This is a genomic window from Pseudomonas sp. B1(2018) (assembly GCF_003097365.1).
Classification (GTDB): Bacteria; Pseudomonadota; Gammaproteobacteria; order Pseudomonadales; family Pseudomonadaceae; genus Aquipseudomonas; species Aquipseudomonas laurylsulfatiphila.
Window position 1 is genome coordinate 1 of the sequence record NZ_PYUK01000004.1, and the last position, 21,549, is coordinate 21,549.

Below are 21,549 nucleotides of genomic sequence, written 5' to 3' on the forward strand. Positions count from 1 at the left end.
ATACAAAAAAGGCCACTCTTTCGAGTAGCCTTTTTTGATGTTTGGTTGCGGGAGCCGGATTTGAACCGACGACCTTCGGGTTATGAGCCCGACGAGCTACCAGACTGCTCCATCCCGCGTCTGTGTGGCGGCATTCTATAGAGAATCGTCAGGGTGTCAACCGTTAATCCCGAACCAGGTCAAATAAACGTTAAAGCGCGGCAAACGGTCGCAGCCTTCGCCTAAGTTTCGGAATCAGAACGATTTCTGCTGACTGCTCGGGCCAGCAGGGATGGCGAGTTTCGCTGCCGGCGTTACAAAACAGGCACGCACAAAAAAGGCCACTCTTTCGAGTAGCCTTTTTTGATGTTTGGTTGCGGGAGCCGGATTTGAACCGACGACCTTCGGGTTATGAGCCCGACGAGCTACCAGACTGCTCCATCCCGCGTCTGTGTGTCGGCATTCTATAGAGATACGCTGGGGTGTCAACCTGCAATTCAGATAAAACCTGTTCATCTTCAATCGGTTAGCTTGCCGATGAGTGGGTTGGTCAGCCTGTGAGGCAGGCGGGGCAAGGCCTGCGGCTCTATCGGGAATGTTTTTCTGATTGAAAAAATAAATTTACCAACGACATTTCCCACGCCTCGAAAAGAACATTCAGACTACTGGTGCTATATACAGGTGTCGGTGAGATACTGGATGTCCGTCACACCAATACGCCTTTTCCTTGCCATGAACTCTGCTTTGCCATGACTCAGCGAAAGATCATCCACGTCGACTGTGACTGTTTCTACGCCGCCATTGAGATGCGTGATGACCCGCGTCTGGCCGGCAAGCCATTGGCGGTGGGCGGGTCGGCGGACCGGCGCGGGGTGATCGCCACCTGCAATTATGAGGCGCGGGCGTACGGGGTGCGTTCGGCGATGTCTTCAGGGCATGCCTTGAAGCTGTGCCCGGACCTGACCATCGTCAAGCCACGCATGGATGCCTATCGAGAAGCGTCCAGGGAAATCCACACGATCTTTCGCGATTACACCGAGATCATCGAACCGCTCTCGCTCGATGAGGCCTACCTCGATGTGTCGGACAGCGCGCATTTCGCTGGCAGTGCAACGCGAATTGCCCAGGACATCCGGCGCCGGGTCTCCAATCAGTTGCACATCACCGTGTCGGCGGGCGTGGCGCCGAACAAGTTTCTGGCCAAGATCGCCAGTGACTGGAAAAAGCCCAACGGACTGTTCGTCATCACGCCGGATCAGGTCGAGGACTTTGTCAGTGGCTTGCCGGTGAGCAAGCTGCACGGGGTCGGCAAAGTCACTGCCGACAAGCTTGGCAAGCTGGGTATCACGGATTGCCTGCAATTGCGCGAATGGGACAAGTTGGCGCTGGTGCGTGAGTTCGGCAGCTTTGGCGAGCGACTCTGGAGCCTGGCCCGTGGGATTGATGAGCGTGTGGTGCACAATGACAGTCGTCGTCAGTCAATCAGTGTCGAAAATACCTACGACGTTGACCTGCCGGACCTGAAGAGTTGTCTGGATAAGTTGCCCGAGCTGCTGGAGACCCTGGCCGGTCGCATGGCGCGAATCGACAGCAGTTATCGTCCGGGCAAGCCATTCGTCAAAGTGAAATTTCACGACTTCACGCAGACGACATTGGAGCAGGCCGGGGCAGGGCGGGATCTGGGAAGTTATCAGTTGATGCTGACCCAGGCCTTCAATCGTGGCGGTAAACCGGTGCGGTTGTTGGGCGTGGGCGTGCGGCTGGAGGACTTGCGGGGCGGGTTCGAGCAGATGGAGTTGTTTGAGCGGTAGGCCTGAAACATAAAAGATCGCAGCCTGCGGCAGCTCCTACAGAAGAATGCGATCTGTTGTAGGAGCTGCCGCAGGCTGCGATCTTTTGGTTAGTTCAGCCCCGGATTCGCCACCAGTCGCTCGCCGTTGCGGGCCAGCGACTTCAGGAACTCGGTCTGCAATTCCGGATCGTTGCGCGTCAGCTCGATCAGGCTCTGTTCCAGCTCACTGGCTTCTTCTTCAAGACCCAGCTCCGACAGGCGTTTGACCCGGTGGACCCACTGGCTGACTTCGTCGCCTTCGAGATCGTCATAAATCAGCCCGTGGGCCTCATAGAGCTTGCTGCGCAAGGTGCTGCTGACGGCCAGGGTGGCATCGGTGTGCACGTTGTCCTGGGCAGCCTCAACACGAATCAGCAAGCGGCTCAGATGATTGATGTCATGTTCAGCGAACGGGTTATCCAACAGATTCAGGCGCAACACGCCGTTTTTGTCGGTGGTCAGTTCGAAGATTTCCTTGCCGGCCTTGACCTCGACCGGGCGCTCGCTCCAGGGCAGGCTTGAGTACTCCGTGCGTTTGTCGCGCTGGACTTCATCAATACCGGCCAGGTTCTGCTGCGCTCGGCCATGGGACTGCACGTTCATGAACGGGTTGAGCCCGGCGAAACCGTAGCTCAGCCAGTCTTTGGTCACGCTGTCCGGCAGATTGCCGAGGGCGAACACATTGACCACGTTGGCACCGACACCCGCCACCACGGCCACCGCGCCCAGCGGGATTTCATAGATCTCCCGCCAGGGTTGGTACGGCGTATAGCGGTCATAGTGACGCGTGACTTCGTACTCGGTGACTTCGAAAGTCTTCTGCTCGTGGATTTTCACCCGCCGTTGCGGCAGCTCAAGCACCTTGGGCTCACCGACATCGATCTGCAGGCTGTGATCGAGCAATTTGCGCTCGACCCGTTCCTCGTGCTCGCTGCGTTGTGACATGTGGTTGGCACAGCCGCTGACCAGCAGGGTGCCGCACAAGGCGGCACCACCGAGGCCTAAGGTGTTTCGCTTGAACATGACGTCTCTATATCTGCTATCAGCGGCGGATGCGGGCCTGAAGGAAGGACAGCACGTCGGCGACCGGCAGCGCTTGTGCGTCGGCCTCGGTACGGCTCTTGTATTCCAGGTTGCCTTCGGCCAGGCCGCGGTCGCTGACCACGATCCGGTGTGGAATGCCGATCAGTTCCATGTCCGCGAACTTGATGCCCGGGCTGGTTTTCTTGTCACGGTCGTCCAGCAGCACTTCGAAGCCGGCAGCGGTCAGTTCCGCGTACAGCTTGTCGGTGGCTTCGCGAACCTGCTCGGTTTCGTAGCGCAGCGGCACCAGGGCAATCTGGAACGGCGCGAGCGTGTCGCTCCAGATGATCCCGTTTTCGTCGTTGTTCTGCTCGATGGCAGCCGCCACCACGCGGGACACGCCAATGCCGTAGCAGCCCATTTCCAGGGTGACCGGCTTGCCGTTCTCGCCCAGTACTTCGCACTTCATCGCTTTGCTGTACTTGTTGCCCAGCTGGAAGATGTGCCCGACTTCGATGCCGCGCTTGATTTCCAGGGTGCCTTTGCCGTCCGGGCTCGGGTCACCGGCCACGACGTTGCGCAGGTCGGCAACGGTCGGAACAGGCAGGTCGCGCTCCCAGTTCACGCCGAAGTAGTGTTTGTCGTCGATGTTGGCACCGATGCCGAAGTCGCTCATCAGCTCGACCGAGCGGTCGATGATGATCGGCAGCGGCAGGTTCAACGGGCCGAGGGAACCGGCGCCGGCGCCAATGGCTTCGCGCAGTTCGCTTTCCGAGGCCATGACCAGAGGGCTGGCCACGCCTGGTTGGTTGGCGGCCTTGATTTCGTTCAGCTCATGGTCGCCACGGATGATCAGGGCGATCAGCTTGCCTTTCTCTTCAGCGTGCACCACGAGGGTCTTGATGGTTTTCTCGATCGGCAGGTTGAAGCCTTCGACCAGTTGCGCAATGGTCTTGGCGTTCGGGGTGTCGACGAGGCGCAGTTGTTCGGTCGCAGCGGCGCGCGAGGTTTCCCGTGGCACGGCTTCGGCTTTCTCGATGTTCGCGGCGTAGTCGGAGCCGTTGCTGAACACGATGTCGTCTTCACCGGACTCGGCCAGCACGTGGAACTCGTGGGAGCCGGCGCCGCCGATGGAGCCGTTGTCGGCTTCAACAGGGCGGAACTTCAGGCCCAGACGGGTGAACACGTTGCAGTAGGCCTGGTGCATGCGATCGTAGGTGACCTGCAGCGAAGGCTGGTCGGCGTGGAACGAGTAGGCGTCCTTCATGATGAATTCGCGGCCGCGCATCAAGCCGAAGCGTGGGCGGATTTCGTCACGGAATTTGGTCTGGATCTGGTACAGGTTGATCGGCAGCTGCTTGTAGCTGCTCAACTCGTTGCGCATCAGATCGGTGATGACTTCTTCGTGGGTCGGGCCGGCGCAGAAGTCGCGGCCGTGGCGATCCTTGAAGCGCAGCAATTCAGGGCCGTACTCTTCCCAGCGCCCGGATTCCTGCCACAGCTCGGCCGGTTGCGTGCTCGGCATCAACACTTCGAGAGAGCCGGCGGCGTTCATTTCTTCACGAACGACGGCTTCGACCTTGCGCATTACCCGCAAGCCCATCGGCAGCCAGGTGTACAGGCCCGAGGCAAGCTTGCGGATCATGCCGGCGCGCAGCATCAGCTGGTGGCTGATCACGACCGCGTCGGAAGGCGTTTCTTTTTGTGTGGCGAGCAAAAATTGACTGGTGCGCATGGTTGGCCGTTATCGATTGCTGATGACGAGAAATGACGGAGCATTGTACGGGCGAGATCCGCTGGCGTACAGGCGTGCGGTCGGTGGTGTGGCAGGAGGGCGCGATTCACTCGGCCCTCCGCGATTATTCCTGCGTAAAAAACCTACGATTCTTCGGCAATCGGGGTCTGCAGCGGTTCCGGGGTGGGTGTCGGACCTGCGCGGCGGTTCTCCTGGAACCAGTGCAGGGCGATCAGCAGCAGGGTCGGGACGCCCAGCAGGGCGGTAATCAGGAAGAAATCGTGATAACCGAACTTCTCCACCATGACCCCTGAGTAGCCGCCGATCAGGCGCGGCAGCAACAGCATGATCGAGCTGAGCAGGGCGTACTGGGTGGCGGAGAACTTGAGGTTGGTCAGGCTCGACAGGTAGGCCACGAAGGCCGAGGTGGCCAGGCCTGAACTGAAGTTGTCCAGGGATATGGTCAGTACCAGCATGTTCAGGTTGGGACCCATGTCGGCGAGCATCAGGAACAGGATGTTGGTCGCCGCGGATGCGAGGCCGCCGATGAACAGGATCGGCAGGATGCCGAAACGCACGATCAGCAAGCCGCCCATGCCGGCGCCGACCAGGGTCATGATCAGGCCGAAGATCTTGCTCACGCTGGCGATCTGGTCCTTGGTGAAGCCCTGGTCGATATAGAACACGTTGGCCATCACCCCCATGACCGTATCGGACATCCGATAGGTGGCGATCAGGCCGAGCAACAGCAGCGCTTGCCAGCGGTATCGCAGGATGAAGTCGTTGACCGGCGTCAGCACCGGTGCCAGGCCACGACGGCCCATGGCCGAGAGGCACAGGGCGGTGAGCGTGATGTAGAGGATGGCCCGCAGGAATGCGCGGTCTTCAAGCAGCAGGTCGAGCAGGCTCACGCCTTCGAACAGTACGCTGGTGAAGTCGGTGTTGTAGAGCTGGGTGAACATGGCGGGCACGGACACCAGCAAAATGATCAGCACGAACACCGAGGCCAGCTGATGCATGAAGCTGTAGCGCCCGGCCTGCAGTTGCGTGCGCAACGGCACGGGTGGTTCGCGCATGAACAGGGATGTCAGCAGTGCCGGGACCATCAGCGCGCCGAACAGGATGTAAGTGCCGGCCCAGGCCGAATGCTTGTAGTTGAAGCCGGTGGAGCCAAAGCCTTCGGCGAAGTACAGCGCGCCTGCGGTCGCCAGCAGCGCAGCGACCCGGTAACCGGACATGTAGCTGGCGGCCAGGGCGGCCTGGCGATTGTCTTCGGCGATTTCCAGGCGATAGGCGTCTACTGCAATGTCTTGCGTCGCTGATGCGAAAGCGACGACCACGGCAATGGCGATCAGCCAGGACAGATGCTTTTGCGGGTCACAGAAACCCATCCCGATCAGGCCCAGGATGACCAGTGCCTGGGACAATACGAGCCAGGATCGTCGTCGGCCGAGTTTGCCGAGCAATGGCAGTCGCCATTGGTCGAGCAAGGGCGACCAGACCCATTTGAAGGCATAGGCCAGGCCGATCAGGCTTGCATAACCAATGGTTTCACGCGCCACGCCGGCTTCACGGAGCCAGACCGAAAGTGTCGAAAACACCAGCATGTAGGGCAGGCCGGCGGCGAAGCCAAGCAGCAACAGCACGAGTGTCGAGGGGCTGGCATAAGCGGCGAGCGCGGCGCGCCAGGTTTTACGGGGCATGGGCTGGAGTCTGCCTCAAGAAATACGGAAACAAAGCGCGCACTCTAACCGCTGTGCTCTACCGGACGCCAGCCATGGCGCTGAATATCAACACGATTATTCAGGACACTGATGCCCTCCATGCGTAATCGTGCGCGCTGCTCATCGCCCGAAGGGCTGCCGACCGGCAGGCTGATACGCCCGTTTGCGCCCAGAACGCGGTGCCAGGGCAGTTTGCTGTCGCTCGGCAATTGGCTGAGCGTGCGGCCTACCCAGCGAGCGGCGCGACCCAACCCTGCAAGCTCGGCCAACTGGCCGTAGCTGACGACTTTGCCCTCGGGAACTTGCGCCAGAGTCAGGTACAGCGCCGTGCGTCGGATTTGCGCTGCGCTCTCGGGTTCATCGGTTGGATCGGTCACGTCCGTCAGTCCTGAAGAAGTCTGCTTTACCGTCTGTAGAGTAATTCCTGCACGGGCGCTTGAGAAATGAACTCAATAGAAATAGTCGGGTCAGTCCTTGTCAGGGCCTTATTCCTACGGATAATGCCGATTTTTTCGCAATCCCGAGCGCCTGTATTTTGCTTATGTTGTCCAGATCCCTGCTATGTCTCGCCGTCCTTGGCGCCTCCACTCCCTTGCTAGCCGATACCGTGTGGTTGAAGAACGGTGACAAGCTCAGTGGCAAGATCACGCTGTTCGATGGCGGCAAGCTGCTGATCCAGACCGAGTATGCCGGTGCGGTGACGATCGACTGGAAGCAGGTCAAGACCCTGGACAGCGATCAGGAGTTGCTGGTCAAGCAGGATGCCTACACGGGCGAGAAAGCCAAGTCGCTGAAAGCGGCGGACGCCGGCAAGGTCACGCTGGCCAATGGCGAGGCGCCGAAGACGGTCGAACTGGCAAGCATTCAGCAGATTCTCAAGCCAAAACCGGTGGTCGAGGATCTGGTGTGGAAAGGCAATGTCGATGTCGCGCTGGATTATCAGCGGGCGGAAAACGACACCGATGACTACGACATCGATTTCAAGACCACTGCGCGCCACGGTCGCTGGCGGCATACCGCTGAAGGCGAATACAACCGCGAGTTCCAGGACGACGTGGTGACCACGGACAACTGGCGGGCCGAGTATTCCATCGACCGGTTCCTGACCGAGCAATGGTTCTGGCAGGGGCGCCTGGTGTACAAGCGCGACAAGGTCGAAGACCTTTCCCGTCAACGCACCGTTGGTACGGGCCCTGGCTATCAGTTCTGGGATAACGAACTCGGGGCGTTCTCCCTGGGCTCGCTGGTCAACCGCACGGACTATGAGTTCGCCGATGGCAGCAAGGAAAATTTCTACGCCCTGGCCATGACGTGGGACTACAACCGCTACCTGATCGGCAAACGTGTGGAGTTCTTCACCAATGGTGAGGTCGGCAAGCCGTTGTCGGGTGTGGCTGACTACGCACTCGATGCCGAGATGGGGTTGCGCTACAAGGTGACTGACTGGGCTTCGCTGAACCTGAAGGCGGAGCGGGACATCATCAGCGGCACCGACGATGCGGATCTGGACAAGACACGCTACACCGCAGGGTTTGGCGTGACCTGGTAAGACGCTAAAAGATCGCAGCCTGTAGGAGCTGCCGCAGGCTGCGATCTTTTTTACCTGTGAAAAACACACAGGCACAAAAAAGCCCCGCTGTTGAGGGCGGGGCTTTTTACTAAAGCAAGTACAAGTTAGATAACTTGAACTTCTTCAGCTTGCATGCCTTTCTGACCGCGGGTAGCGATGAAAGAAACCTGTTGGCCTTCTTTCAGGCTTTTGAAGCCGTCGGACTGGATAGCTTTGAAGTGAACGAACAGGTCGTCACCGGATTGTGGGGTGATGAAGCCGAAGCCTTTTTCATCGTTGAACCACTTAACGGTACCGGTTTGGCGATTAGACATGGTGTAACTCCTTGAACAAAGATAACTGCGACTCAGGAAGAACCCTGGCCGAGACTGAGTGCAAAGAGCAGGAAAAATTCTTGTAGATGGTTGGATCGAAATTCAACATATCGTGTAGAGATTCTCAGTGACACAAGCAGCACAGTGGCGCCACCTTAACCCTTTTTCCGAGACGTGCCAATGCTTCTTGCGAAGGTTTCTCTGTTTTAAGGATCGGCGGTGTGACGGTTCGTCGCCAACGCGCGTAATTCCTGCCTGTTCAGCGAGAATTGCACCCCGGACTTTGAACCCGGCGGCGCGCCCGGTAAGATGCCGGACAGAATTTTTCGACCTCGCAATTCAGGACACCCGCCATGAGCATCAAATCGGACAAGTGGATTCGCCGCATGGCGCAGGAACACGGCATGATCGAGCCTTTCGTCGAGCGCCAGATGCGCGGCAGCGACGATAGCCGTGTGATCTCCTACGGCGTGTCGAGCTACGGCTACGACGTGCGTTGCACTAATCATTTCAAGGTGTTCACCAACATCAATTCGGCCATCGTCGACCCGAAAAACTTCGATGCCGGCAGCTTCGTCGATATCCACAGCGACGTGTGCATCATTCCGCCGAACTCCTTCGCCCTGGCCAGCACCGTCGAATATTTCCGCATTCCGCGCAATGTATTGACCATTTGCCTGGGTAAAAGCACCTACGCGCGCTGCGGCATCATCGTCAACGTCACGCCGCTCGAGCCTGAGTGGGAAGGTCACGTGACCCTGGAGTTCTCCAACACCACCAATCTGCCGGCGAAAATCTACGCCAACGAAGGCGTGGCACAGATGCTGTTCCTCGAGTCGGACGAAGAGTGTGAAGTGTCCTACAAGGACCGTGGCGGCAAGTATCAGGGCCAGCGTGGCGTGACCCTGCCGCGTACCTGAGTCAACCGTCCGACAAATGTCGGGAATTCCTGGGCGGGCGTACACTCTATGGAGTGTACTGTTCCGATCCGCGCAAGGCGGGTCGGGCCATCGCCCAGGAGCGCCGAATGAAGATCGATCCGCGAATCAGTGCCGAGCTGGCAAGGCTTGAACCCAATCAGGTTGGCGTTCTGGCCTGGTCGTTATTGGCACATCCGCCCGTCAGCATGGCAGGGGGCATCCCCGGCCAGCCTGATCCTGATACCCCGAATGAACAGCCCAACGAGCCAGGAGAGCCTACCCTGCCGGATGAGCCACCGCCTGCGCCTGTTGCCTGATTTTCGATGTCCGCCATTTATGGTCGGTGAACGGGGGGGTGTCTTCAGCAAGCAGGCCTGCGTCTGTTGTTGCCGTTCACGAACCTGGCGTCTGAGTCAGCCTGAACATATTCGGAAGTAACTGTGTCTGTCGTCGAAACCAATCGACGGGTATGGCCGTGGTTCTATCTGTGAGCCGCGTGCCCTGTGGCCGTTGGCAATGGGGGGCGCCAGTCAGTTAACGACGAATATGAAAAGGAACATTCAGATGAGTGCAAATCGATCGGGACATATGAGTGCCGAGGTCATCACGACAGACGGCTCCATGCAGTTTCGCGTAACGGATGGACTCGATTTTTACCAGCAGTCAAACATTCATTGCATTGAGGCGGATAACGGTCAGGGGACAGCGTTTTTAGTGTACTTGCCGATAGGCATCCAGAGTGGCAGCTTCAGCTTGGAGCTCAGCGGGACAACTCCCAAGGTCATCCATGTGACCGGTAACTCGGAGGCTGAGCTTTATCCAGGAACGCTCGAGTTGACGGTGGGAGGTGACGCGGAGTTTGCCGGACGCTTCAGCGGGACGGACGCTAATGGTCTGCAAGTGAGTAATGGCAGTTTCAGGTTGGAAAACCAAGCGGGGGCATAACGGTTGATGGATGTTGGAAGCCGGGCAAGCCGGCTTCCACTCTTGCTGCCGGTGGTTATTTCAGGTTGCCACTGAGGAACTGCTTCAACCGCTCGCTTTTCGGGTTACCCAGCACGTCTTCCGGCGCGCCTTCTTCCTCCACCAGGCCCTGGTGCAGAAACAGCACCTGGCTCGACACTTTGCGGGCAAAGCTCATTTCGTGGGTCACCATGATCATGGTCCGGCCCTCTTCGGCAAGGCCCTGGATCACCTTGAGCACTTCGCCCACCAGTTCCGGGTCCAGCGCCGAGGTCGGTTCGTCGAACAGCATGACTTCCGGTTCCATGGCCAGTGCGCGTGCAATCGCCACCCGTTGTTGCTGGCCGCCGGACAGGAACGCCGGGTATTGGTCCGCCACACGGGAGGCCAGCCCTACCTTGTCGAGATAGCGCCGGGCGCGGTCCTCGGCTTCTTTCCTGTCGCAGCCCAGCACCCGGCGCGGCGCCATGGTGATGTTTTCCAGCACCGTCATGTGGCTCCACAGGTTGAAGTGCTGGAACACCATGGCCAGGCGTGTGCGAATCCGCTGCAGTTCCGCGGCATCGGCCACGTGCATGCCGTGGCGATCCTTGATCATGCGGATGTTCTGCCCGTCGAGGCTCATGGCGCCGTCGTTGGGTTGTTCCAGGAAATTGATGCAACGCAGAAAGGTACTTTTACCCGAGCCGCTGGCGCCGATCAGGCTGATGACGTCGCCGGTCTTGGCCTTGAGCGAAACACCTTTGAGGACTTCATGGTCGCCATAGCTTTTATGCAGGCCTTCGATGGTCAATTTGTACATGGGGCGTGCATCCTCAAGGCGAAAGTAGATAGCCGCTGCGATAGGCTTCGGTGCCCGCGACGTGGGCGATCACCATGCCGGCAGTGGCCATGCGACGCAGCGAGCGGGCGTACATCAGCCCGGCGGCGCAGCAGTGGACGGGAGTGACGCGATCGTTGATCGGATCAATGACCTCGGCGATCAGTTGCCCGGCTTCCAGGTATTGCCCCGGCAGCGCGGTGAACACCAGCAGCCCGCCGGCAGGCGTGGCCACTGGCTCTACACCGGCCAGCGGTGTCGCCGGATAGGGCAGGTCGGGCAGGGGCGCAGGTTCACCGGCGATTGCGCCGAAATGGATCAGGTAGTCGATCAGCGCCTGGCAGTCGAGGCTGGCCAGCGGGTGGTTGACATCGCCCTGACCGCGCAATTCGACGGTCACCGAAAAACTGCCCGGTGGAATGTCGAAGTGTTCGCCGAAGCGCTCTTTCAACTGCCACCACAGCAGGGTGAAGCATTCATCGAACGACTGACCGCCAGAGTCCGTCGCCAGCAGGCTGGCTTCGGCGCCGATGTAACGGGCCAGCGGCTCGACCTGCGGCCAGGCATCCGGGGTGGTGTACAGATGCGCGACCGCTTCGAAGTCGCAATGCAGGTCGAGCACCATGTCGGCGTCACAGGCCAGTCGTTGGAGGGTCAGGCGCTGGGATTGCAGTTGGGTGTCGGCAGTCTGCCGGGCCAGCGCTTCGCGCAGGCTGCTGCGGATCAGTTGCTGGTTGCGCTGCGGATCGTCACCGAGCTTGCCCTCGATCGCATTGCCGACTTCTTCACTGAGGTCGAGGAACCAGCGGTTGAAGTTCTGGCCGCTTTCCAGCTCGTAGCGGCCCAGCGGCACATCCATCAGCACCTGTTCCAGGCCCACCGGGTTGGCGATGGGCACGAGCACGATTTCGCTGCGCAGGCGACCGGCGGCTTCCAGCTCTGCCAGGCGTTGCTTGAGGTGCCAGGCCACCAGCATGCCGGGCATTTCGTCCGCGTGCAGGGAGGCCTGGATGTAGATCTTGCCGTTGGCCGGTTGTGGGCCGAAGTGAAAACTGTGGATCTGTCGTGCGGTCCCCGGCAGCGGGGCCAGCAGGTCATGTTTCTGGTGGCGCATCTGTTGTTCCTGAAGCAGGTTGAGACCTAGTGGGTCGGCCCGAGGAAGGCCAGCCATCGGCGTTCGGCAAGGCGGAACAGGCCGACCAGCGCAAAAGTGACGGTCAGGTAGATCAGCGCGGCGATGCCGAACGACTGGAAGGTCAGGAAGGTTGCCGAGTTGGCGTCCCGTGCGACTTTCAGGATGTCCGGGATGGTCGCGGTGAAGGCCACGGTGGTCGAGTGCAGCATCAGAATCACTTCGTTGCTGTAGTACGGCAACGAGCGACGCAGGGCCGACGGCATGATCACGTAGGCATACAGCTTCCAGCCTGTCAGGCCGTAAGCCTTGGCCGCTTCCACTTCACCATGGGCCATGCTGCGGATTGCCCCGGCGAAAATCTCCGTGGTGTAGGCGCAGGTGTTCAGGGCGAAGGCCAGGATCGTGCAGTTCATCGCATCGCGAAAGAATGCGTCCAGTACTGGCTGGGCCCGAATGGCGGCCAGGCTGTAGATCCCGGTGTAACAGATCAGCAACTGGATATAGAGCGGCGTGCCACGGAACAGGTAGGTATAGAACTGCACCGGCCAACGGATGTAGAAGTGCGGCGATACACGGGCGATGGACAGCGGGATCGACACGAGAAAACCGAAGAAGATCGACGCGCTGAGCAGCCACATGGTCATGGCCAGGCCGGTGATGTTGTTGCCGTCGCTATAGAGGAAGGGTTTCCAGTATTCCTGCAGAAGTTCGATCATCGTACGGCCTCCCGGGTACCGGCGGAGTAACGACGCTCAAGCCAGCGCAGAATGAAGTTGGACGCGCTGGTGATCACCAGGTAGATCAATGCGGCAAGCACCAGGAAGTAAAACAGCTGATAGGTACTTTTACCGGCGTCCTGGGCTGCCTTGACCAGGTCGGCGAGGCCGATGATCGACACCAGGGCGGTGGCCTTGAGCATCACCATCCAGTTGTTGCCGATCCCCGGCAGGGCATAACGCATCATCTGCGGGAACACCACGATCCAGAAACGCTGGCCGCGCTTGAGGCCATAAGCTGTGGCCGCTTCGACCTGACCCCGTGGGACGGCGAGGATCGCGCCACGGAAGGTTTCGGTGAAATACGCACCGTAGATGAAGCCCAGGGTGATGACCCCGGCACTGAACGGGTTGATCTCGATGTATTCCCATTCCATGTAATCGGTAAAGGAGGTCAGCCAGGTTTGCAGGCTGTAGAAGATCAACAGCATCAGGACCAGGTCCGGAACGCCGCGAATGAGGGTGGTGTAGAGTTGGGCAGGCACGCGCATCAGTTTGACTTTTGACAGCTTGGCACTGGCGCCGAGCAGCCCGAGCAACACGGCCACCAACAGCGACAACGCCGACAACTTGATCGTCATCCAGGTGCCTTGCATCAGCAGCGGACCGAAGCCCTTGAGGCTGAAGGCAGAGAGCCCCAGATTTTCTAATAGGTTTTCGAACATAAATCAGCAACCTGATCGGATGAAAAAAGCGCCCATCGCGAGATGGGCGCCGGGCATTATTTGCCGCTGTACAGATTCAGATCGCCAAAGTGTTTCTTCTGAATGGTGGCGTAGGTGCCATCATCGTGTAACGCTTTGATACCTTTATCCAAAAGTGCTTTCAGCTCGGTGTTACCTTTCTTAATGCCGATGGCTGTCTTGGCTGGCAGCAAAGCGTTGTCGACCGGCTTGCTGACATCGTAGTCGGCGCCCTGTGGCGACTTCAGGAAGCCCAGTTCGGCTTGCAGCATGTCCTGAATCCCTGCATCGAGACGACCGGAAGTCAAGTCGGCGTAGACCTGGTCCTGGTTGGCGTAGGCCTGGGTTTTCACGCCGGCCTTGTCCAGCACGGCTTTGGCATAGGCTTCCTGAATGGTGCCTTGTTCGTAGCCGACGGTCTTGCCCTTGAGCGAGGCGACGTCTTCAGTCACACCCGAACCTTTCTTGGACACGTAGGCGGTTGGGCCGGAGAACAGTTCGCTGGAGAAGTCGATGACTTTTTCACGGGCTTCGGTAACGGTCATCGACGAGATCACGCCGTCGAATTTGTTGGCTTTGAGGCCAGGGATCATGCCATCGAAGTCACTTTCGACCCACTTGCACTTGACCTTCAGTTCGGCACAGATCGCGTTCCCCAGATCGATGTCGAAGCCTACCAGGCTGCCATCGGCCGCTTTCGACTCGAACGGTGCGTAGGAAGGGTCAACGCCGAAACGCAGTTCCTTGTATTCTTTCGCCATGGCGGAGCCAGCAGCCATGCACAATGCCAGTGCAGAAAGGGTCAGCAATGCTTTTTTCATTATTCAATCCCTAAAACCAATATGAGCGCTCGTGGCGCAGAATTATTGTTACTGGAAAGCGTAAGACCTGTTGAAAGTAGCAATTTCCGAACCAGAGTGCCGAACAAGCGTTTTAAAAGGTGTCTGGAAATAGCCGGAGACAGATTTATGCACGAAAACGGGCGCAGGGAAATGGCCGCACCAGTTCGACTCAAAAAGAAAAATATTTGAGGACGGATAGAAGGGTTAGCTGAGCAGATTTTGCAGGGTCGTCAAACTGTCGGCTTCGTCGACCGACTTATCCTTGCGCCAGCGCAACATACGGGGAAAGCGCACGGCAATGCCACTCTTGTGACGACGGGAGAGGGCGATTCCCTCAAAGCCCAATTCAAACACCAGGCTTGGCTGGACGCTGCTCACGGGGCCGAACTTTTCCACGGTGGTCTTGCGCACGATGCTGTCGACCTGGCGGATTTCGTCATCGCTTAGCCCGGAGTAAGCTTTGGCAAACGGCACCAGGGTGCGTTCACTGGCCTCTGGCGGGCCGTCCCAGACGGCGAACGTATAGTCGCTGTAGAGGCTGGCCCGGCGCCCTTGCCCCCGTTGCGCATAGATCAACACGGCGTCAACGCTGAACGGGTCGACTTTCCATTTCCACCACACGCCCATGTCCCTGGTCCGGCCGACGCCGTACAGGGCATCGCGCGCCTTGAGCATCAGGCCTTCGACACCGAGGGCGCGGGATGCCTCGCGCTGGCGGGCGAGATCGAGCCAGGTGTCGCCGGTCAACAATGGCGAGAGACGCAAACGAGGGTTGGCGCAGTCACCGGCCACCCGTTCCAGTTGTGCACGACGCTCGGCCTGACTCCGGTTGCGCCAGTCTTCTCCCTGCCATTCGAGCAAATCGAAGGCAAGCAGCACCACCGGGACTTCATCGAGGATTTTCCGGTCCAGGGTCTTGCGACCGATTCGTTGTTGCAGGAGGGCGAAAGGTTGCACTGCGGGCTCAAAAGCCTTTTCGGTGCCGGTTGGCGCAGATCTCAAGGCGACGATCTCGCCGTCGATCACTGTCCCGTCGGGAAGGCCCAGAATCAAACTGTCCAGTTCAGGGAAGCGTTCGGTGACCAACTCTTCACCCCGCGACCAGATCCACAGTCGCCCGCCGCGCTTGATCACCTGGGCGCGAATGCCATCCCATTTCCATTCCGCCTGCCAGTGCCGTGCCGGACCGAGCTGCACTTCGAATTGTTCCACGGGCGACGACAAGGCATGGGCGAGAAAAAACGGGTAGGGCTGGCCGCCACGCTGGGCATGCTCATCCGGGGATTCGGCGGCGATCAGTTTCAGGTAGCTGGCGGCGCTGGGTCGGTGGGCCTGATCGGTGTAACCCACCAGCCGCTGCGCCACGCGTTTGCTGTCGAGACGGGCCATGGCTGCCAGGGCGCGGGTGACCAGTAATTTGGACACCCCGACGCGAAAGCTGCCGGTGATCAGTTTGATGCAGACCATCAGGCTTTCCCGATCCAGTTGCGCCCACAGCTGCGGTAACTTTTGCGCGAGGGATTGCGGTGTTTCGCCGCGCAGTGGCAACAGCTTGTCCTCCACCCACGTGGCCAGCCCATCGGCTGATCGGTGCGGCGCTTGCGGCAAGATCAGCGAAATGGTTTCCGCGAGGTCACCGACGGCCTGGTAACTCTCTTCGAACAGCCATTGTGGCAAACCGGAAAGCGCCACCGCGAGTTCGCGCAGTACCCGCACAGGTACCAATTGCCGGGGACGTCCTCCCGACAGAAAGTACACCGCCCATGCGGCATCCTCCGGTGCAGCCTCGGCGAAGTAGTTTTGCATCGCCGCCAGTTTCGCATTGTTCGATGTCGAGGCGTCGAGCCTGGCATACAGCTCAGCGAATGCCTTCATGGCAGTACCTCGGCGAGTTCGGCCTCGGCGAGGGCGGGGTCTTCTTCGTCTTCACCATATCGGGTATCGAACGCCATGGCATCAAGCCCCTGCTCGCGCAGATAGCGTACCAGTGCGCCGCTCGATCCATGGGTCACCATGACCCGTTCGGCACCGGTCTGTTCGATGGCCCACAGCAAACCTGGCCAGTCGGCGTGGTCGGACAGGACGAAACCTCGGTCTACACCGAGCCGCCGACGTGTTCCGCGCAAGCGCATCCAGCCACTGGCGAAACCATCGCTGTAATCGACAAAGCGACGCATCCAGCTGCTGTTCGCCGCTGAAAGCGGCACGAGTACCAGCGCCTTGCGCATCATCGGGTCGCTCTTTTTGATGTCGGCGGCATCCATCGTGGGCGGTAAATGAACCCCCGCTTGGCGGTAGATCCGGTTGATGGGTTCCACGGCGCCATGCACGAGAATGGGGCCCAGTCGTGCGTCGATGCCATGGAGAATGCGCTGGGCCTTGCCGAGCGAATGACAGAACAGCACGCTGGTTTTTTCGACAGCCGCGTTGGCTTGCCACCATTGATTGATCTCGGCAAACACTTGTAGCTGGGGTTGCCAGCGGTAAATCGGCAGGCCAAAGGTCGACTCGGTGATGAAGGTGTCGCAGCGTACGGGTTCAAACGCGGCACAAGTGCCGTCGGGCTCGGTCTTGTAGTCCCCGGAAGCCACCCAGACTTCTCCACCGTATTCCAGTCGTACCTGCGCCGAGCCGAGTACGTGGCCGGCGGGATGAAAACTGAGGAACACGCCGTGATGCAGCAGGCGTTCGCCGTAGCGCAGGGTTTGCAGGTTGATGTCCTGGCCCAGTCGAACACGCAAAATGGCGTCGCCCGGCGCTGCCGCCAGGTAGTGCTGATTGCCGGCGTGGGCGTGGTCACCGTGGGCGTGGGTGATCACGGCACGTTCGACCGGTCGCCACGGATCGATATAGAAGTCGCCGGCAGGGCAGTACAAACCTTCGGGACGCGAGATAACAAGGTCCATGGCGTTGCCAGAGTGGAGAGACTTGTTAGGTATGAGGTCGGCGCGGGGCGAGAAGTTCTATCGGGCTTATGGGCGGATGAAATACGAGTGTGGGAGCGGGCTTGCTCCGGGCGGCGTTCCGACGAAAGCGATTGAACATTCAACAATTACTTTGAATGTCAGTCCGCTTTCGTCGGAACGCCGCCCGGAGCAAGCCCGCTCCCACAGGGATCAGCGTTACTTGCCGGGTGTCAGCGTCAGTCGATTCTTGCCATAGGCGTTGTCGAAGTTTTGCGGCTGCATCGGCAGGCTCATGTACTGGCCCTTGAGCCAGGGTTCTATGCTGTTGAGGTAGTTCGCACTGGCCGGGTTGCCGGACTGACCGGTACCGTTCTGCGCCATCAGCGGTTCGGACTGGCCGAAGTCGACGATAAAGCGCATGGCGGGCGCCAAGGTGGTGTTGAAGTCCTGGCCCCAGGCGAATGCGGCGGTGTTGAGTGTGGTGTGATCGCCACCGGCCGGCAGCGGACCGCGTACCGTCTGGCCGCTGTTGTTCCTCCACTCATAGCGGTGCAGTTTGCCCCACTGCCAGGCCTTGTGATCGCCGCCCAACTGACTGTCGCCGGCGCTGATCGCTGCGGCGAGGCTGCGCGCGAGGATGGCCGGTTTGTCTTCTTTCTGCGCGGTGCGCACGTCATCCCAGAGCGGGCTGTCCTCACGCCCGAGCAAGTGATCGGCCTGGGCCGCGTAGGACAACTTGCCATCGGCGACAAAGGCCTTCCACGCCGGGCTGCTATCCGGGCCCAGTTCGTCGAGGAAGATCTGCCGGCTGCTTTCCTGCAGGAACAGTTCGTAGATGGCCGCATCGGTGGAAGTCGGGCTGAGCTTGCCGTCGAACGCCATCAAGCGGCTGTAGGCTTCGTGTGCCTTGGCGCGATCGGCCGCCGGCAAGGCGTCGATGGCTTGTTTGAGTGGCTGGGCCATGCCCGGCGCTTCGAACATTTTCTTCAGCTTGGCCGCGAAGGTCGTGGTCTGGTCGTACTGCATGGCGATCAGGCTACGGCTGTCGTGTTTGCCTGCGCCGGCCAGTTCGGCCAAGCGCTCGCCGCGCTCCGGTGCGGCCCAGGAGTTGGACAGCTGCATGCCGTAGCCATGGGGAATGACCCGCTGGTTGGCGGTGCCGAGCCAGCCTTGGGCCGGGTCCTGGTCGTACGGGTGCAACATAGGGTCGGCATAACCGTCCCAGTCGTAGCGACCTTCCCAGCCCGGCGAGGGCAGCAGGCCTTCGCCTTCGCGGCGGTTCGGGTAGCGGCCGGTGACCTGCCAGCCGATGTGGCTGGCGTCGGCAAACACCAGGTTCAGTGCGATGGCGCGGATTTCGCGACTGGCATCCGAAGCTCTCTCGGCGCTCTGGGCGCGGGACAGGTCGAAGAACGCGTCCAGGGACTTGTCGTCGGTGAAGTTCGGCATCTGCAAGGCCAGGCCGAAACCATTGGCCAGCGTGGTGCCCTGGGCGCTGTTGAGCAGCGGGCCATGGCGGGTTTCGTACACCGCCTCGCGAATCGGCCGCTGGCCTTTGACGAAATAGGTTTCGTTGCGCACGATCGCCGGCTGCCACTTCCCGGCGTTTTCGTAGGTAAGCCCGTTGCCCTGGCGCTTGATCTTCTCAAGGAACAGGTCCTGGTTGTCGCCCATCACGGACGCCATGCTCCACGCCACTTTACCGTTGAAACCACCGAGCACCATCGGCAGGCCCGCGATGGTCACGCCGGACGCCTGATACTTCGGTGCGCGAATCTGCACGTAACTGAACAATGAAGGCACGCCCAGCGGGCCATGACTGTCACTGGCCAACAGGCTCTTGCCGCTGCGGCTGCGTTGCGCGGCAATGGCCCAGTTGTTCGACGAGGTAGCGCCCAGCAGGTTGAGATCCGACAGTTGTCCCGTGGCTTTGCTGAGTTCGGCCAGGCCCGGTACTTGCCCGTTGAGCTTGAGGCCCTGGAGTTTTTCGCTCTCGGCGACCGGCAGTTTTTCGTCGGGGGCGGACGGCGTCAGCCACGCCAGTTTGTCGGTGGTGACGGTCTGGGCCAGTACCAGCGAGGAAATTTCTTCCGGCAGGTTGGTCGACTGGCTGAAGTTCAGCAGGCAGAAAATCAGCGCCGAATCTTCCGGCTGCCAGTATTCAGGCTGGTAGCCGGTGGCCGCGAGGTCCGCCGGCAGTTTGTCGCGGTAGCGGAACAGGTAGGCGTTCACGCCCCGCGCATAGACTTCGAAGAAACGCTTGAGGCGCGGCGAAGAGGCCTTGTACAACTCGCCGGCACTTTTCTTCAGGTTGACCGCCCGCATGTAACGGTCGGCATCCAGCAGGTCCGCACCGTGCATCTCGGCCAATCGGCCCTGGGCCAGCAGGCGCAGGGTGACCATCTGCGTGATGCGGTCGCTGGCATGCACGTAACCGAGGGTGAACAGCGCGTCGTGGAAGCTGTTGCTTTCAATCAGCGGCATGCCCATGGCATTGCGGCGCACCGAAACGTTCTGCGCCAGGCCCTTGAGCGGTTGCACGCCGGAGGTCGGCGGAAGGGTGTCCTGGGCATTGAAGTTCTGACAACCGGTCAGGCTCAAGACGCCCGCCACTGCTGCGGCAACGCCGAACCGGGGTAGAAAATGAGTAAGGGCTGGCGAGGCCATGGCAAAGCTCCTGCGGGGGTAGAGGCGGTGGGGCGCAATAAAGGCGCTACGTTAGTGAGCAGGCGATGGCCGCGCAAGCGGGGCAAGAGGTTATTTCAGGATTTGTCAAAGATCGGCGTATCTCCGTAGGAGCTGCCGAAGGCTGCGATCTTTTGATTCTCAACAGTGGCTTGTCAGCCGTAACCCGTGATGTTGAAGTGCGACACAATCAACAATCCTGGAGAAAAGTCGGCATGGAGCTCAAGGCAAACGCGGCACTGATCATCATCGATCAGCAAAAAGGCATCCTCCACCCCAGGCTTGGCCGCAGGAATAATCCTCAGGCCGAAGAGCGCATGCTGGAATTGCTCGCTCATTGGCGGCGCACCGCTCGGCCGGTGATCCATGTGCAGCACCTGTCCCGCTCGCTGGACTCTGTGTTCTGGCCGCAGCAGTCGGGGGTGGAGTTTCAGGAGCGCTTTGCGCCAATGGCCGGTGAGCGCTTGATCCAGAAGCAGGTGCCGGATGCGTTTTGTTCGACGGGGCTGGAGACGCAGTTGCGTGAGGCGGGGATCGGGCAGTTGATCATCGTGGGCGTCGCGACCCACAACTCGGTGGAGTCCACGGCGCGCACCGCGGGCAACCTGGGGTTTGATGCCTGGGTGGCCGAGGATGCGTGCTTTACCTTCGACAAGGCTGACTTTTTCGGCCATGCCCATAGCGCCGAAGAGGTGCATGCGATGTCGCTGGGGAATCTGCATGGCGAGTATGCGACGGTGGTCAGCAGTGCGCAGATCCTGTCGGCCGACTAAGTATCTGTCCAATCACTGTGGGAGCTGCATTCACAGGACCGTTGTCTGGCGCAGATCGAATGTAGGAGCAGCCTGCTCGCGATGGCGATTCAATTGGCGAAATCGATATCCGCCCGAAGCATCAAGCGCCGTGGCACTTCTTGAATTTCTTGCCGTTGCCGCATGGGCACGGATCGTTGCGGCCGACGTCTTTCAGGGCATTGCGCACCGGTTCCTGGTGAGCGTGGCCGCAGTTCGGACCGTGGACATGGCCGTGGTCGTGATCATGGTGGTGATGGTCATGATCGTGATCGTGGTTGCAGTCAGGGCCGTGGACATGGGGTTGCTGGGTCATCGGTGTTGCTCCGGAATTAAATCGGCGGCGATTATCACGCCATTGCGTGCCAGGTGCACGTAGTGGGCGATGAATATACCGGTTTCCAGTTCACCTTCCAGACGATAGGGAATGGGTTGGTCGGATTTTTTCAGCAGTTTGGCCAGGTCCCGGACCTTGGACCACAGGTTGGTGCGGATCGGCACCTTGAAGTAGGCACTGTGCCTGGGGCTGATGGTGAACCAGTGTTCGTACTCCCCGTCGGCCAGCAGTATGTCACCCAGGTGAACGCGATACTCCAGGCTGCGCACCGTCAGGTCGCTGTCGTTGGGGTTGTCGATGCGAAAATGCAGGAGGAATTTCTGCTCCAGCAGTTTGGCGCTGACCACCTCGACCTTCACCAGATGGACCTCGGGGTCCGGCAAGTCGTCGTCGAACCACGACGCACAGCCGCCGAGTCCCAGTGTCAGGAACACGGTGAGCAGACAGCGTGTGCAGCGGCGGATGATCATCGTGGTGGTTCTCCCTTGAGTCCCAGTCTAGACCCAAAGGATCGC

The 21,549-nt window shown here is 59.9% G+C and carries 21 protein-coding genes and 2 tRNA genes; 6 read left to right on the forward strand and 17 right to left on the reverse strand.

The genetic code is table 11. The features are described 5' to 3' along the window. Nucleotides 1-42: 42 nt before the first annotated feature. Nucleotides 43-119: transfer RNA gene (locus tag C9422_RS07015), tRNA-Met, on the reverse strand. A gap of 231 nt (nt 120-350) precedes the next feature. Next, nucleotides 351-427 (reverse strand) — tRNA-Met (locus tag C9422_RS07020). A 301-nt stretch (nt 428-728) separates the two neighbouring features. Here C9422_RS07020 and dinB point away from each other — a divergent pair. Further along, nucleotides 729-1,790 (forward strand): DNA polymerase IV, encoded by a 1,062-nt coding sequence (gene dinB / locus C9422_RS07025; protein ID WP_007977673.1) that lies wholly within the window; start codon nt 729-731, stop codon nt 1,788-1,790. An 89-nt stretch (nt 1,791-1,879) separates the two neighbouring features. Here the strand turns inward: dinB and C9422_RS07030 are convergent, their stop codons facing one another. From C9422_RS07030 to C9422_RS07045, 4 genes are all read right to left on the reverse strand, one after another. Next, a complete protein-coding gene (locus C9422_RS07030) occupies nt 1,880-2,833 on the reverse strand; it encodes a hypothetical protein (protein ID WP_102674170.1) in 954 nt (317 codons plus the stop codon). Between the two features lie 19 nt (nt 2,834-2,852). Then, nucleotides 2,853-4,568: a proline--tRNA ligase gene (locus C9422_RS07035; RefSeq protein WP_116580135.1), complete on the reverse strand. Its 1,716-nt coding sequence runs from the start codon at nt 4,566-4,568 to the stop codon at nt 2,853-2,855. 143 nt (nt 4,569-4,711) lie between these two features. Beyond that, nucleotides 4,712-6,271 (reverse strand): AmpG family muropeptide MFS transporter, encoded by a 1,560-nt coding sequence (locus C9422_RS07040; protein WP_116580136.1) that lies wholly within the window; start codon nt 6,269-6,271, stop codon nt 4,712-4,714. Between the two features lie 44 nt (nt 6,272-6,315). Beyond that, nucleotides 6,316-6,669 carry an MGMT family protein gene (locus tag C9422_RS07045; RefSeq protein WP_007971652.1) on the reverse strand — a complete coding sequence of 118 codons (354 nt, stop codon included), beginning with the start codon at nt 6,667-6,669 and terminating at the stop codon, nt 6,316-6,318. A gap of 164 nt (nt 6,670-6,833) precedes the next feature. Here C9422_RS07045 and C9422_RS07050 point away from each other — a divergent pair, with 164 nt between their 5' ends. Beyond that, complete coding sequence (locus C9422_RS07050) at nt 6,834-7,841, forward strand: DUF481 domain-containing protein (RefSeq protein WP_116580137.1); 1,008 nt, start codon at nt 6,834-6,836, stop codon at nt 7,839-7,841. A 125-nt stretch (nt 7,842-7,966) separates the two neighbouring features. Here C9422_RS07050 and C9422_RS07055 read toward each other — a convergent pair whose 3' ends face one another. Then, nucleotides 7,967-8,176: a cold-shock protein gene (locus C9422_RS07055; RefSeq protein WP_002554837.1), complete on the reverse strand. Its 210-nt coding sequence runs from the start codon at nt 8,174-8,176 to the stop codon at nt 7,967-7,969. A gap of 353 nt (nt 8,177-8,529) precedes the next feature. On the opposite strand from C9422_RS07055, the gene dcd reads away from it, so the two are divergent. From dcd to C9422_RS07070, 3 genes are all read left to right on the forward strand, one after another. Beyond that, entirely contained in the window at nt 8,530-9,096 is a 567-nt protein-coding gene (gene dcd, locus C9422_RS07060) for a dCTP deaminase (RefSeq protein ID WP_007940589.1), read from the forward strand. A 107-nt stretch (nt 9,097-9,203) separates the two neighbouring features. Further along, nucleotides 9,204-9,413 (forward strand): hypothetical protein, encoded by a 210-nt coding sequence (locus tag C9422_RS07065; protein WP_033047523.1) that lies wholly within the window; start codon nt 9,204-9,206, stop codon nt 9,411-9,413. A 247-nt stretch (nt 9,414-9,660) separates the two neighbouring features. Next, entirely contained in the window at nt 9,661-10,041 is a 381-nt protein-coding gene (locus tag C9422_RS07070; protein WP_256589874.1) for a hypothetical protein, read from the forward strand. A gap of 55 nt (nt 10,042-10,096) precedes the next feature. Here the strand turns inward: C9422_RS07070 and C9422_RS07075 are convergent, their stop codons facing one another. The 8 genes from C9422_RS07075 to C9422_RS07110 form a co-directional block, all read right to left on the reverse strand. Next, nucleotides 10,097-10,861: an ABC transporter ATP-binding protein gene (locus C9422_RS07075; RefSeq protein WP_116580139.1), complete on the reverse strand. Its 765-nt coding sequence runs from the start codon at nt 10,859-10,861 to the stop codon at nt 10,097-10,099. 13 nt (nt 10,862-10,874) lie between these two features. After that, entirely contained in the window at nt 10,875-11,993 is a 1,119-nt protein-coding gene (locus C9422_RS07080; RefSeq protein WP_116580140.1) for a succinylglutamate desuccinylase/aspartoacylase family protein, read from the reverse strand. A 26-nt stretch (nt 11,994-12,019) separates the two neighbouring features. Next, the gene (locus C9422_RS07085; RefSeq protein WP_007971647.1) at nt 12,020-12,730 is read right to left on the reverse strand and encodes an ABC transporter permease; all 711 of its coding nucleotides are present in this window, start codon (nt 12,728-12,730) and stop codon (nt 12,020-12,022) included. Continuing rightward, nucleotides 12,727-13,455, reverse strand: coding sequence for an ABC transporter permease (locus C9422_RS07090; RefSeq protein WP_007971646.1), 729 nt, complete (start codon nt 13,453-13,455; stop codon nt 12,727-12,729). The genes C9422_RS07085 and C9422_RS07090 overlap by 4 nt, the downstream gene beginning before the upstream one ends. Before the next feature lie 56 nt (nt 13,456-13,511). Beyond that, entirely contained in the window at nt 13,512-14,294 is a 783-nt protein-coding gene (locus C9422_RS07095) for a transporter substrate-binding domain-containing protein (RefSeq protein WP_056720873.1), read from the reverse strand. A 225-nt stretch (nt 14,295-14,519) separates the two neighbouring features. Then, entirely contained in the window at nt 14,520-16,190 is a 1,671-nt protein-coding gene (locus tag C9422_RS07100; RefSeq protein ID WP_116580141.1) for an ATP-dependent DNA ligase, read from the reverse strand. Continuing rightward, on the reverse strand, nt 16,187-17,221 hold the full coding sequence (locus C9422_RS07105; protein WP_116580142.1) for a ligase-associated DNA damage response exonuclease: 1,035 nt from the start codon (nt 17,219-17,221) through the stop codon (nt 16,187-16,189). The genes C9422_RS07100 and C9422_RS07105 overlap by 4 nt, the downstream gene beginning before the upstream one ends. Before the next feature lie 216 nt (nt 17,222-17,437). Further along, complete coding sequence (locus tag C9422_RS07110; RefSeq protein ID WP_116580143.1) at nt 17,438-19,888, reverse strand: penicillin acylase family protein; 2,451 nt, start codon at nt 19,886-19,888, stop codon at nt 17,438-17,440. A gap of 233 nt (nt 19,889-20,121) precedes the next feature. On the opposite strand from C9422_RS07110, the gene C9422_RS07115 reads away from it, so the two are divergent. Then, nucleotides 20,122-20,679 carry a cysteine hydrolase family protein gene (locus tag C9422_RS07115; RefSeq protein WP_116580144.1) on the forward strand — a complete coding sequence of 186 codons (558 nt, stop codon included), beginning with the start codon at nt 20,122-20,124 and terminating at the stop codon, nt 20,677-20,679. A 121-nt stretch (nt 20,680-20,800) separates the two neighbouring features. Here C9422_RS07115 and C9422_RS07120 read toward each other — a convergent pair whose 3' ends face one another. After that, a complete protein-coding gene (locus C9422_RS07120; RefSeq protein WP_015093814.1) occupies nt 20,801-21,013 on the reverse strand; it encodes an SEC-C metal-binding domain-containing protein in 213 nt (70 codons plus the stop codon). Further along, nucleotides 21,010-21,504: an LEA type 2 family protein gene (locus C9422_RS07125; protein ID WP_116580145.1), complete on the reverse strand. Its 495-nt coding sequence runs from the start codon at nt 21,502-21,504 to the stop codon at nt 21,010-21,012. The genes C9422_RS07120 and C9422_RS07125 overlap by 4 nt, the downstream gene beginning before the upstream one ends. Between the last annotated feature and the right edge of the window lie 45 nt (nt 21,505-21,549).

Bases quoted from the DNA above. Each gene is read 5' to 3' on its own strand.
- C9422_RS07085 (WP_007971647.1), bottom strand. From the start codon at position 12,730: ATGATCGAACTTCTGCAGGAATACTGGAAACCCTTCCTCTATAGCGAC.
- C9422_RS07110 (WP_116580143.1), bottom strand. From the start codon at position 19,888: ATGGCCTCGCCAGCCCTTACTCATTTTCTACCCCGGTTCGGCGTTGCC.
- C9422_RS07070 (WP_256589874.1), top strand. From the start codon at position 9,661: ATGAGTGCAAATCGATCGGGACATATGAGTGCCGAGGTCATCACGACA.
- C9422_RS07040 (WP_116580136.1), bottom strand. From the start codon at position 6,271: ATGCCCCGTAAAACCTGGCGCGCCGCGCTCGCCGCTTATGCCAGCCCC.
- C9422_RS07100 (WP_116580141.1), bottom strand. From the start codon at position 16,190: ATGAAGGCATTCGCTGAGCTGTATGCCAGGCTCGACGCCTCGACATCG.
- C9422_RS07095 (WP_056720873.1), bottom strand. From the start codon at position 14,294: ATGAAAAAAGCATTGCTGACCCTTTCTGCACTGGCATTGTGCATGGCT.
- dcd (WP_007940589.1), top strand. From the start codon at position 8,530: ATGAGCATCAAATCGGACAAGTGGATTCGCCGCATGGCGCAGGAACAC.
- dinB (WP_007977673.1), top strand. From the start codon at position 729: ATGACTCAGCGAAAGATCATCCACGTCGACTGTGACTGTTTCTACGCC.
- C9422_RS07120 (WP_015093814.1), bottom strand. From the start codon at position 21,013: ATGACCCAGCAACCCCATGTCCACGGCCCTGACTGCAACCACGATCAC.
- C9422_RS07065 (WP_033047523.1), top strand. From the start codon at position 9,204: ATGAAGATCGATCCGCGAATCAGTGCCGAGCTGGCAAGGCTTGAACCC.
- C9422_RS07090 (WP_007971646.1), bottom strand. From the start codon at position 13,455: ATGTTCGAAAACCTATTAGAAAATCTGGGGCTCTCTGCCTTCAGCCTC.
- C9422_RS07075 (WP_116580139.1), bottom strand. From the start codon at position 10,861: ATGTACAAATTGACCATCGAAGGCCTGCATAAAAGCTATGGCGACCAT.
- C9422_RS07125 (WP_116580145.1), bottom strand. From the start codon at position 21,504: ATGATCATCCGCCGCTGCACACGCTGTCTGCTCACCGTGTTCCTGACA.
- C9422_RS07115 (WP_116580144.1), top strand. From the start codon at position 20,122: ATGGAGCTCAAGGCAAACGCGGCACTGATCATCATCGATCAGCAAAAA.
- C9422_RS07035 (WP_116580135.1), bottom strand. From the start codon at position 4,568: ATGCGCACCAGTCAATTTTTGCTCGCCACACAAAAAGAAACGCCTTCC.
- C9422_RS07030 (WP_102674170.1), bottom strand. From the start codon at position 2,833: ATGTTCAAGCGAAACACCTTAGGCCTCGGTGGTGCCGCCTTGTGCGGC.
- C9422_RS07050 (WP_116580137.1), top strand. From the start codon at position 6,834: ATGTTGTCCAGATCCCTGCTATGTCTCGCCGTCCTTGGCGCCTCCACT.
- C9422_RS07080 (WP_116580140.1), bottom strand. From the start codon at position 11,993: ATGCGCCACCAGAAACATGACCTGCTGGCCCCGCTGCCGGGGACCGCA.
- C9422_RS07055 (WP_002554837.1), bottom strand. From the start codon at position 8,176: ATGTCTAATCGCCAAACCGGTACCGTTAAGTGGTTCAACGATGAAAAA.
- C9422_RS07105 (WP_116580142.1), bottom strand. From the start codon at position 17,221: ATGGACCTTGTTATCTCGCGTCCCGAAGGTTTGTACTGCCCTGCCGGC.